Raw genomic sequence first — 11676 nt, forward strand, 5'->3', positions numbered from 1 at the left:
GATCGAGCAACGTATGCCATGTTCGATTATAAAACCCCGCCCCAGCCGAAAGCGCCTACCGGAGCCGTACACGCCTTCAAGATGTCCTATAACAAACTCTATTGGGCTACCGCCCGTGGTTTACTCTGAGGAGGTGACGTATGGCTGCGGTCATGGCAGAAACTTCACAGGATGAACTGCAACGCGCTCAGGAAGCCCTGGTCCATCTGGTGCAGAATGGAGATCTCGAACGCATTGTGCACCTGGCACGACTGAGTGGTGCGGCAGCAGACTCCATGAGTGATGAAATGGTGGGTCGTCTGGCGGGGTTGGCCAGCGACGGTCTGGAGTTGGTGGATCAGGTCACCCGCAGCCAGGTGGCGCGGGCCCTGCCGGCCATCAGTTCCCTGGTGGGAAACGGGGATCTGGAGCGCATCGTACAACTGGCGCGGCTGAGTGGGGCCGCCGCCGATTCCATGAGCGATGAAATGGTGGGTCGCTTGGCCGGTCTGGCCAGCGATGGCATGGATTTACTGGATCGGGTGAACCGCAGTCAGGTGGTCAACGCCTTACCAGCCATCTCGGCACTGGTCGAAAACGGCGATCTGGAGCGCATCGTTCATCTGGCCCGTATGGCCGGGGCCGCTGGCGATTCCATGAATGATGAGATGGTCTCCCGTCTGGCTACTTTGGCTACCGATGCCATGTGCCTGCTGGATCGGGCAACGCGAACCGGGGTCATGGACCGTTTGCTCGCTGTCGCTGAGAAAATGGACCAGGATCATATCCTCACCGATTTCCTGCACTGCCTCAGTGGCGCCACTGAGGAGGCCGCCAGCGCCCCCGCTCCCAAGGGAGGACTCGCCGGACTCTGGGACATGATGAAAAAACCGGAAACCCAGCAAACCATCCAGTTCCTCATGCTGGTCGGCAAACATTTCCGTTCCTGCCGACTCAGGCACTGATCATGAGGTAACTTTAACCTGTTTTAAAGTGTTCTACTCGCCCCGCTTGCAGCCCCTGTTGTTTAGGGGCTTTTTTTAATTAAGCGTTAGCCAGAAATAGGTGTATAGGCAAAGCAATATCCATGTGGACTGATTTTGCCCGCAACCACTTTACAGGTGCCATCCGCACTGGGAGAGGCTCCCGGTACAAAATGCGCGCAATTACTGCACATGTCCTTGCCACTGGGATGATCCTGATAACTGACAGAACTTTTGCTTTGCAACCCACCTGCAGTACCAGCCTCAGCCATGGATGAAAACACCAAAGGAGCCACTGCGGCCGCTGCGGCTATTTTACCTGTTGATTTCAACCATTCACGACGATTCATAGATTTCATAGTATATTCTCCCAAATGATGAATGAGGCGCCTATAAAGGGCCCACTTAGTTCTACGTAATCTGCGCCGGAATGGATGCAGGCAACAGAAAATTGATCCCCATCATATATTCAGAATTGGACAATCAACTGCGTAGAGTAAAAACATTATTGAATACCGGCTTCATTCCGATCAAATCTCCGGGAAATACCACCTTCCGCACCCCTACCAAGGGTATGGATAAAGTACTTAACTCCGCTGAGATCAGGTTGATCTGTATTTGCAAAAATGCCTTATAAACAAACTCGGAACAATATAATGCCCGATCATCCTGCAAGTCATAATTATCATCAAAAGGAATACGTAACTTCACCTGTTTATGACACCAGTGAAACAAATTTTCACACTGTAGTTCTACCAAGCTAATCGGTATGTAGCCCACTTTTACAGCCCGTTCCGGCGCACAAAAATCGTCCAGGCTACCCATATGCACCCCACCTCGGGTGCGTTCCGTAGAGGGTATGCTTTCAAATAAAGAACCGCCTACCAAAACCCCGACATGGGTCCATGGACCGCGACTTTTGAGGCGCACCAGGCGTGCCTCTACCCCCAGCCCTTCGCGCAACAGTAGATACGCCGTCAGTCCACACTCACGAACCATTTTCCGTCCCTGCGTACCAGTTGCAACGTTGTATTCCGTGGGCTTCCTTTCTCAGGAATCAGACTGATAATCACCGTCGCATGTTCAACACCATGTATCATGGTCCGTTGGTTTTTGACTATTTTGGCCTCCTTCAAACCGCCTTCAGCTTGCAGACGCTGATAAGTAGCCATCACATATCCATTCACTTTCGCTTCTTCGAGCCGCATTGCATAGGGTTGTGCAGGATTTTGCACTTCAGGTCCCCAATAAACCAGTTTGTCTACCTTCTGGATGTCCCCTTTCGCCATACCATGCACAAAATGCATAGCCGTATTCTCTGGCCCTGAACTCGAAAAAAGTCCACAGGCTGAGATTCCCACTGTTAATCCAGCCACTGTGAGTGTTTTTAGAATACTTCGCACACAAATTCTCCTCGATTAAAGCGATCCAAAGAAAAAAAGGCAATACCTTAAGCCGCATTGCCTGTTGATCATGACGTCTTGACTGGTGATTCATCAAGCCAGTTAGTGCACAGTTTTACGTACCTTGATACTGGAATTGATTTCCACGCGCTGATTCAGGAAACGTCCCTGTGGCGTCGCATTGCTGGCGACTGGATCCGTATAGGAATGGCCCTTCGTCATAATCCGTGAAGCAGCTACACCATGCGCTTCCAGATAACCAGCAACACTCTGTGCACGTTGCTCAGAGAGTTTTTGATTGTAAGCAAAACTACCTGTTTTACTACAGTAACCATTCACATCCAGAACAGCGGCTGAATGTTTATGGGCAAAATCAGCAACCTGGTCCAGCACGGCAATATCATGACTGATCAGTTTGGAAGAATTGGTCTGGAAATTAATCCCGGTAATGGTAATAGGTTTACTCTCCAGAACCGTATGCTGCACCGGTGCAATAGGTGCCACTGCTGCGGGTTTTGCGGCTGGAGCCGCAGGTGCGGCCGGGGGAATCCCAGGAGAACAGGCAAAAGGATTAGTACCGCAACCGGCAGCGGCCAGGACCACTGCCACAGCCAGAGTTTGCTTGTATATTTTTTTCATATCACGTCTCCTTAGTAGCTGATTTTTTGGGTAGATGTATTCACTTTTCTACAATTTTAACCAACAAATTCAATGACAAAATAGGCCCCATCCAGGATGGAGCCTGAAGTTCCCGATTCTGCTAGCGGGAGGAGGAGACTGCATACAACATTTACTGATGTCCCTTTTTCAGCCCAAGGGGCCGTTAGCGGTGACGATTTGCGGTTCCATGGAAGCCAGAATAGCAATCAGGTAATTCTGTGCCGACATAGGAATCCTTTGGGTTTGCATTGCATCCATCATATCCTGAGCCAGGTAGTTAAATGCTGACTCAGTGACACCCATCCCTTCATGGGCTTTACGCATACTCAGCCCGGTGTACTTGCAAGGACCGCCGACGGCCATACAAACCTGCTGCACCAATTCGTATTTCAGGTGAGGGATATTGGTATGTGCGAAGTAGTAATTAATATGCGGGTCATTAGCCACATTACCCACAAACGTATTGATCAGCTTGGTAATGCCAGCCTTGCCGCCGTACTGTGCATAGTAATCCTGAGCGGATGCGGTCGAAATCCCCATCATGGCAACAGCCGTAAACCCTGCCGCCAAAGCGACACCCTTGGCTACTGCCGAAAGACGGGAAGAGGTTTGTATAAATGACATGGTAAACTCCTCTTAAAATTAGGTCAGAAGCTGGTGGTCAGAGATAAATACAGACCATTTTGGTTCTTTTCGGTAGCAATAGTGCCCAAATCCACATAGGCCGCCGTTAACGAGAGCTGCTTGTAGGGGAACCAGGCAACATAGACGTCTTTCCAGGCACTCGTCTTGGATACCGCATCACCGACAGCACCCAAATGTAGAGGAATGCCTCCTCCCGGCGTAACAACTGTACCTGAAGCTGCGATGAGTTGATTTTGTGGCATATCCCGATACTCGGCACCGAGTACCACATGGCGATTCAGAAACACACCCACAGAAGCAGCCGGCAACACTTTGTAACCCATACCGTTGACACCACCAAAACCCAGCAAACCTTGCTGATTGGCGTTGGTCACGTCAATATTCACATCCGCCAAAGTCGTCAACCCGAACAGACCGTTAATCCAGACTTTGGTAGCTGATAGGTAATAGCTTACACCATTACGCTTTACACCCAATGTCGCAGCAAAATCCTTGGGCATCTCGTTGTGGTGGAAATCGACACCCACTGACACCTGTGGTTCCCACCAATTTTGATCGTAAATAACATTCCCGAAGAGGCGCACTTTCAGACCTACGATATCCTGATTCAAATCATAATTACTACCAAAAAAGGCGGGGCCTCCGGCAAATGCTTTATCGGCAGCCAAACCCGCTGTAGTCGTCGTTCCGTACGGGAAGGATACACCTGGTGTTGTTACTGCCGTGCCAAGAATTTTATTATCAAGAACCTGCCCGGTATTACCTAAACTAAACCCCTGCCGGGCAAAAGAAATTTCAACACGATTGAACAATCCAACCGAAGCGCCGTAGGCGTTCAAGTTATAGTTGTTCAGCAATACATGTGAATAAAAAGCGGTCGCGCCAATCTGCTGATTGGTGCCATAACCCGAAATCACTGCCCAGGGGTTAATACCACCGCCGGCGGCACCGTCTATCGCTGTTACTGCTCCGGTGCCCAGAATGCGGCCTTGGCCAAATAAACAGGACGAGCCTATCGCCGCATTGGCGGCCACAGGGACCATTGCACCCAGCGTACAGGCCACTGCCAGAATGACTGCTTTTGTAGCGGGTGATTTCGCAGACTTACCCATAATTTTCATACCTCCTCCTAGCCGTTAAGCGGTTCTTGAATGCCAGAGCACTCAAGAGCTACACAGCAAGAAAGAGGCCAACCACCTGAAAGCCCTTAACAATACCCAAAAACTATTTGTAACAACTTGTTTATTATGAATAAGCGTCAACACATCATACAAATAGAACTCTTTGTATTTCTTCTATTTTTGCATGACACGTCATGACATCTCTGCAGTTCCGTCATGACAGAAACTGCTGATTTGTCCTCCCTGCCTTGACACGCAGGACATAAAAAATCCGGTATCGATCTTGCCGATACCGGATGCCATCAGGATGAACACTAACGCGCTATCAGAGTGCTTCCTCTTTTTCATCCAGCATCTGTTCAATGCGCGGTCCGAGAATCACTTCCATGGCGAAGCCCATTTTCGTACCCGGAATAACCAGGGTATTGGAACGCGACATGAAGCTTCCGGGAATCATTTGCAACAAGGTCGGGAAATGCTCAATTTTGTGATCCCGGAATCGAATGACTACCATGCTTTCATCGGGTGTGGGGATATCCCGAGCGATAAAAGGATTAGAAGTATCCACCAAAGGTACGCGCTGAAAGTTGATATGCGCGCGCGAAAACTGGGGGGTAATATGATTTATATAATCCGGCATGCGACGCAAAATCGTGTCCACAATGGCTTCCGCTGAATAGCCGCGCTGGGAATTATCACGATGAATTTTCTGGATCCATTCGAGATTCACAACCGGCACCACACCCACCAGGAGATCCACATAATTGGCGACATCCACATCTTCGGTTTTCGCCCCGCCGTGCAGCCCCTCATAAAAAAGCAGGTCCGTACCCGTAGGCATATCCTGCCATGGCGTAAAGGTTCCCGGAGCACTACCCCGCAATTCCGCCTCCGCATCATCATGCACGTAGTAACGCATCTGGCCATGACCGGTCTCTCCGTAACTACGGAACAGACGTTCCAGAGACTCAAAATCATTCCCTTCAGGACCAAAGTGGCTGATGGTCTTACCTTCTGCTGCAGCTTTGGCAATGGCCTCACGCATTTCCACCCGGTTATAACGGTGAAAGCTGTCTCCCTCAATGATGACCGGATTGACCTTCAGGCGCCGAAAAATGTCATGAAATGCATGTTTGACAGTAGTTGTACCGGCTCCCGAAGAACCGGTGACTGCAACAACAGGATACTTTTTAGACATGGTATGAACCTCTTATAGTAAAAAATTCTTTTGCTGACCAATATATTCCATGGCCGTCTTGAAGGCAGTGTAACAAAGGTTATCAGCCGGTCAACATAAAATACGCCATTACCGACGCTTTCAGGGCTTCGATAATGGCGTCAAAAGTACTTAAAGCCCGAGATTTTGCCAGATGGCCGTGGTCGCCTCGGACTGATTCAGCGTATAAAAATGCAGGCTGGGTGCGCCTTGCGAGAGTAATGTCTCGCACTGCCGACTCAGCAACTCAATCCCCAACTGATATTGGGACTGCAGATCTTCGCCATAGGCTTCCATGCGGCGCCGCAAATATTGCGGCAATTCGGCTCCGCACATGGCCGAAAAACGGGAAATCTGTTCAAAGTGAGTAATGGGCATGACACCCACTACAATCGGCACATCAACGCCCCGCCGCTGTAAATCATCCCGGAGCTGCAAATACGCATCGGGATTATAAAAATACTGGGTGATAACCGCATCTGCACCCGCCTGCACCTTTTCCACCAGATGTTGTAAATCATCTTCAGCAGAAACGGCTTTAGGGTGCACTTCCGGATAACCGGCTACATAAATTTTAAAACCGCCGAACTGACGGATAAAAGCCACCAGATCAGCTGCGTATTCAAAATGACCGGGGTTACTCATGCCTTCTGGTAAATCACCACGCAAGGCAACAATACGCTGAATACCCTGAGCCCGGTAATCTTCCAGAATTTCCTGTATGCCCGATTCCGTAGAGCCAATGCAGGAAAGATGCGGGACGGCTTCCAGATCATAATCCTTGCGGATCATGTCCACCGTGGCGAAAGTCCGTTCGCGCGTGGAACCACCTGCTCCAAAAGTCACTGAAGCATACTCCGGCTTTAAAGGCAGCAAGGCGCGGATGGCTTCCTGCAGGCGTTCTTCGCCTGCAGCATTTTTGGGCGGGAAAAACTCGACGGAGTGCGCCATCAGTAGCGATACGCGTCGTTCTTGAAAGGCCCGTGGACTTCAACACCAAGATATTCGGCTTGGGCCGTTGTCAACTGGGTCAGCACCCCGGCAAAACCTTCCACCATGTAACGGGCCACTTCTTCATCCAGGGTTTTCGGCAGGACGGTGACGCTGATGTGAGAAGACTTCTGCGCGGCAGGCAGGTCAGCAAAGCGCTCCCCGTAAAGATGTATCTGCGCCAACACCTGATCGGCAAAAGAACCATCCATGATCCGACTGGGGTGCCCGGTAGCATTACCCAGATTCACCAGTCTTCCTTCCGAAAGGAGAATCAGGTAATCATCACTGTCCGCATCAAAGTCCTTGCCTGCCGGCGCATCACGATACACCTTGTGCACCTGAGCCTTGACTTCGTCCCAGGCCCAGTTGGAGCGCATGAAAGCCGTATCAATTTCATTGTCGAAATGACCAATATTACAAACGACAGCGCCTTTCTTGAGGGCCTTCAACATACCCGCATCGCAGACATTGTAATTACCGGTAGCAGTAACCAGTAAGTCCGTCTGGCCCAGCAGATCCTGATCAATACAGGCATCGCTGCCATCGTTGATACCCTTTTTGTAAGGGGAAACTACTTCATAACCGTCCATGCAGGCCTGCATGGCGCAAATGGGATCTACTTCGGTAACGCGCACAATCATGCCTTCCTGACGTAGGGAAGCTGCCGAGCCCTTGCCCACATCCCCATAGCCCAGAACCAGGGCGCGCTTACCAGACAACAAATGGTCCGTGGCCCGCTTGATGGCATCATTGAGGGAGTGACGACAACCGTATTTGTTGTCATTTTTGCTTTTGGTCACCGAGTCGTTGACATTGATGGCCGGCACCTTGAGCTTACCTTCCTTGGCCATTTCCCAAAGACGATGCACGCCTGTGGTCGTTTCTTCGGAAACACCATGGATGCCTTCCAGCAACTCGGGATACTTCTCATGGAGCAATCCTGTGAGGTCTCCACCATCATCCAGCACCATATTGGGGCGCCAGCCGTCAGGACCCGTAATGGTCTGCTCCACACACCACCAGTATTCTTCCTCGCTTTCACCCTTCCAGGCAAAAACCGGAACGCCTGCAGCCGCAACAGCCGCTGCTGCCTGATCCTGCGTAGAAAAAATATTGCAGGAAGACCAGCGCACTTCAGCCCCCAAAGCCACCAGGGTTTCGATAAGTACAGCGGTCTGGATGGTCATATGAATACAGCCCGCAATACGCGCACCCTGCAAGGGCTGCTGAGCCTGATATTTCCGGCGAATCGCCATCAATGCCGGCATTTCCGTTTCAGCAATACGGACTTCCTTGCGTCCCCAGGCGGCCAGAGACATATCAGCTACTTTAAAGTCTTCACTCGATTTAAGCACAGCATTCATGGTGGTCGTTCCTTTGATCATGAAAGCGAGCGCAGTTTTACACGAAGGAAAACGGGCCGAGCCTGACCACCAGAGACTTGGCGACTGCAGCGCTCCTCGGCCCGAACTTCCGGCGGAGAGGTTCTCCGCACAGAGGTCTTTTTATCGCAATCCAGCAGCATCCCGCAAGGCTGCGGCCTTGTCGGTCCGTTCCCAGGTGAATTCCGGTTCTTCACGACCGAAATGCCCATAAGCAGCGGTTTTACCATAAATCGGACGGAGCAGATCCAGCATCTGAATAATACCCTTGGGACGCAGATCAAAATGTTCACGGACCAGTGCCGCAATACGATCATCATCAATTTTGCCGGTGCCAAAGGTATCGACCATCAGACTGACCGGCTGGGAAACTCCAATAGCATAAGCTACCTGTACTTCACAGCGACTCGCCAGACCCGCAGCGACAATATTTTTGGCAACGTAACGACCGGCGTAAGAAGAGGAACGGTCCACCTTGGAAGGATCCTTACCTGAAAAAGCACCACCGCCGTGACTGCCCTGACCACCGTAGGTGTCTACGATGATTTTGCGGCCCGTCAATCCACAATCGCCTACGGGTCCGCCAATGACAAAACGCCCGGTAGGGTTGATCAGATATTTGGTGTCCTTGTGCAGCATTTCCGGCGGCAATACCGGTTTGATGATTTCTTCCCGCACCGCTTCCACCAGATCTGCATGACTGATATCCGGGCTGTGCTGGGTAGAGAGGACGACGGCATCAATAGCAACCGGGCGACCTTCTTCGTAACGCACCGTCACCTGACTTTTAGCGTCGGGACGCAACCAGGGCAGGCGGCCATCCTTACGCACCAGAGCCTGGCGTTCGGTCAGGCGATGGGCGAAATAAATGGGAGTTGGCATCAGCACGTCGGTTTCATCACAGGCAAAACCGAACATGAGGCCCTGATCACCAGCACCTTGGTCCAGATCCAGACCGGCCCCTTCATTCACACCCTGGGCAATATCCGGAGACTGCTTGTCGAGCGTCTGCATCACCGCGCAGGAGGCCCAGTCAAAGCCCATTTCCGATGAATCATAGCCAATCCGGCGCACCGTCTGACGGGCAACGTCTGCGTAATCGACGTTAGCCGTCGTCGTAATTTCGCCTGCCAGAACAATAAGGCCGGTAGTAATCAGGGTTTCAGCAGCTACCCGACCACGCGGATCCTGCGCCAGAATGGCATCAAGTATGGCATCGGAAATCTGGTCTGCGACCTTATCGGGATGACCTTCGGAAACAGACTCAGAAGTAAAAAGATGGCTTTTGGACATGCGTTCAGGCTCCTTGCTGGCGTGGCCGATGAATTGATCGTCGACGGGGACAGAGCGCACTATAGCAAAGGATACACGGCCAAGCGAAGTGAAAGACGCTCACCCCGCAAACAAAATCCACTCAAGCTTCAGGGATGGGAAGGGCCGATGACGGGAAAGGCAGATTTTTTGCTACCGCCCCAAAAATAGGAAACACCGCCCGTTACCTGCACATTATTGAGGTTTGCGGCGCCGGGCGTCGGGGTATTGAACAGAAGCTGATCCTGAACGTCCAGGCGCAAACCAAAATGATCTCCCAGGGAATATTGATAACCCAGTCCCAATACGCCCATCAGCGAGGTACCACGTCCCAAATCCTGATTAAACCGATTACTGGAAGCACCCAGACCCAGAGAAACATAGGGGGTGTTCGGACTGGCAAAGGCATACACATTGCCGAGCAGCGCACCACTGTACTGGTTAGCGTCAGCATTGGGTGCAGCATCCTGCAAATGGGCAAAAGCTGCAGCCACCTGCGCCTCGACACCCAGGTGCGCACTGAGACGCCGCCCGAAACGCAAACCCAGCACCGCATTACCATCATGATGAGCGAGCCCACTGGCACCACTGAAAAAAGTATTACCCCCGAAAAGGTTCACGTAGGTCTGATCGTGGGCAGCAGAAACCGCAGCCCAAGCCGGAACGGCAAAAGCCAGCATGGCAACCGCCAATAATGTACGCAGACCCCTGTTCATGACCAGACCCACCTCGGACAGGACAACACAATTCGTTAAAACCTGTTATGATAATAGTCTGTTTTCAGCAAAAATACCACACCCAACCCAACAATTTGACAAAAACCCAACAAGGAGTTGCCATGTCCACACTCGTCTGCGGATCGCTGGCCTTTGATACCATTATGGTGTTTCAGGACCGTTTCAAGGCCCACATCCTGCCTGAGCAAGTACACATGCTGAATGTGTCTTTTACCGTACCGGAAATGCGCCGCGATTTTGGCGGTTGTGCCGGTAACATTGCATACAATCTCAAGCTGCTGGGAGGAAACCCCGTCATCGCCGGCACCGCTGGCCAGGATTTCACGCCCTACCTTGAGCACATAAAACAGCAGGGTCTGGATACCCACCTGATTCGCATTCTCCCCGATCATTACACGGCGCAGGCCTTTATCACCACCGATCTGGACGACAATCAGATCACCGCTTTTCATCCCGGTGCGATGTTCATGGCCCAGGAAAATCATCTGGACGGGCAAATCCCCAGCGATGTGCACTGGGCCATTGTCTCCCCCGATGGTTTGGGGGCCATGATCCAGCATCTGGAGGACTTGACCCGTGCAGGCATCCCCACACTGTTTGATCCCGGACAGGGACTGCCGCTGTTTGACGCAGCAACCCTGACTCGTCTCATTGATATGGCCGATTATCTGACGGTCAATGACTACGAATGCCAGATGGTTCAGTCTCGTACCGGCTTAAGCGTCGCGGAATTACGCCAACGCCTGAAAGCGCTGATCGTCACCAAAGGCGAGCAGGGTTCCGTCATTTACCACGAAGACCAGGAAACGCAGATTCCTGCGGCCAAACCCAAGGCAGTAATTGATCCCACCGGTTGCGGCGACGCCTATCGGGCAGGTTTGCTTTACGGCCTTGAACGTAATCTGGGCTGGGAAACCTGTGGTAAGATTGCCTCGTTGATGGGCGCCTACAAAATTGAAACGGCTGGTACCCAAAATCATCATTTCACCTGGAGCGAATTCAAAAAACGTTACCAGGAAAATTTTGGAACCCAGCTTGAGTAATTAATGTAGTCTCTTCAATCGGGCAGCGGGCAGCAAGGCTTTGCAGCGACTTTGGCCCGCGCCGTTGTTGTTCTTGGTGAAATCCTGCGCCCGTCAGGAGATCTGTCTGAGCCCAAAGGGCGAGTTCTCTCCTGACAGCAGGATGAGCCTTAGAACAACAGGCAAGGGACGTTGGAGCAAAAAGCTTCCCGGCCCACCGCCGT

13 protein-coding genes and 1 riboswitch are annotated in these 11676 nt (G+C 51.7%); of the genes, 2 read left to right on the forward strand and 11 right to left on the reverse strand.

The features are described 5' to 3' along the window. Positions 1-140 precede the first annotated feature (140 nt). Positions 141-944, forward strand: coding sequence for a helical membrane plugin domain-containing protein (locus HAP95_RS05220; protein WP_215883259.1), 804 nt, complete (start codon positions 141-143; stop codon positions 942-944). 86 nt (positions 945-1030) lie between these two features. On the opposite strand, the gene HAP95_RS05225 is transcribed toward HAP95_RS05220, so the two are convergent. From HAP95_RS05225 to HAP95_RS05275, 11 genes are all read right to left on the reverse strand, one after another. Continuing rightward, positions 1031-1321 carry a high-potential iron-sulfur protein gene (locus HAP95_RS05225; RefSeq protein ID WP_215883260.1) on the reverse strand — a complete coding sequence of 97 codons (291 nt, stop codon included), beginning with the start codon at positions 1319-1321 and terminating at the stop codon, positions 1031-1033. A gap of 124 nt (positions 1322-1445) precedes the next feature. Next, complete coding sequence (locus HAP95_RS05230) at positions 1446-1961, reverse strand: YiiX/YebB-like N1pC/P60 family cysteine hydrolase (protein ID WP_215883261.1); 516 nt, start codon at positions 1959-1961, stop codon at positions 1446-1448. Beyond that, on the reverse strand, positions 1940-2365 hold the full coding sequence (locus HAP95_RS05235; protein WP_142087404.1) for a nuclear transport factor 2 family protein: 426 nt from the start codon (positions 2363-2365) through the stop codon (positions 1940-1942). Before HAP95_RS05235 ends, HAP95_RS05230 begins: the two co-directional genes overlap by 22 nt. 102 nt (positions 2366-2467) lie before the next feature. Then, entirely contained in the window at positions 2468-3004 is a 537-nt protein-coding gene (locus HAP95_RS05240) for an OmpA family protein (RefSeq protein WP_215883262.1), read from the reverse strand. A 168-nt stretch (positions 3005-3172) separates the two neighbouring features. Continuing rightward, the gene (locus HAP95_RS05245; RefSeq protein ID WP_215883263.1) at positions 3173-3649 is read right to left on the reverse strand and encodes a group I truncated hemoglobin; all 477 of its coding nucleotides are present in this window, start codon (positions 3647-3649) and stop codon (positions 3173-3175) included. 23 nt (positions 3650-3672) lie between these two features. Beyond that, on the reverse strand, positions 3673-4782 hold the full coding sequence (locus HAP95_RS05250) for a DUF3034 family protein (RefSeq protein ID WP_226832583.1): 1110 nt from the start codon (positions 4780-4782) through the stop codon (positions 3673-3675). A 334-nt stretch (positions 4783-5116) separates the two neighbouring features. Next, on the reverse strand, positions 5117-5989 hold the full coding sequence (locus HAP95_RS05255) for a phosphoribulokinase (RefSeq protein ID WP_215883265.1): 873 nt from the start codon (positions 5987-5989) through the stop codon (positions 5117-5119). Between the two features lie 150 nt (positions 5990-6139). After that, positions 6140-6958 carry a methylenetetrahydrofolate reductase [NAD(P)H] gene (gene metF, locus HAP95_RS05260; protein ID WP_215883266.1) on the reverse strand — a complete coding sequence of 273 codons (819 nt, stop codon included), beginning with the start codon at positions 6956-6958 and terminating at the stop codon, positions 6140-6142. Then, on the reverse strand, positions 6958-8364 hold the full coding sequence (gene ahcY, locus HAP95_RS05265) for an adenosylhomocysteinase (RefSeq protein ID WP_215883267.1): 1407 nt from the start codon (positions 8362-8364) through the stop codon (positions 6958-6960). The genes metF and ahcY overlap by 1 nt, the downstream gene beginning before the upstream one ends. A gap of 20 nt (positions 8365-8384) precedes the next feature. Next, positions 8385-8468: riboswitch (S-adenosyl-L-homocysteine riboswitch) on the reverse strand. A 37-nt stretch (positions 8469-8505) separates the two neighbouring features. Beyond that, positions 8506-9675, reverse strand: a complete 1170-nt coding sequence (metK, locus tag HAP95_RS05270) for a methionine adenosyltransferase (RefSeq protein WP_215883268.1) — start codon at positions 9673-9675, stop codon at positions 8506-8508. A 128-nt stretch (positions 9676-9803) separates the two neighbouring features. Next, a complete protein-coding gene (locus tag HAP95_RS05275) occupies positions 9804-10409 on the reverse strand; it encodes an outer membrane beta-barrel protein (RefSeq protein ID WP_215883269.1) in 606 nt (201 codons plus the stop codon). A gap of 122 nt (positions 10410-10531) precedes the next feature. Here HAP95_RS05275 and HAP95_RS05280 point away from each other — a divergent pair, with 122 nt between their 5' ends. Next, the gene (locus tag HAP95_RS05280) at positions 10532-11473 is read left to right on the forward strand and encodes a carbohydrate kinase family protein (RefSeq protein WP_215883270.1); all 942 of its coding nucleotides are present in this window, start codon (positions 10532-10534) and stop codon (positions 11471-11473) included. Positions 11474-11676 lie beyond the last annotated feature (203 nt).

It is taken from the genome of Acidithiobacillus sulfurivorans (assembly GCF_018853815.1).
In the GTDB taxonomy this organism is placed as follows: Bacteria; Pseudomonadota; Gammaproteobacteria; order Acidithiobacillales; family Acidithiobacillaceae; genus Acidithiobacillus; species Acidithiobacillus sulfurivorans.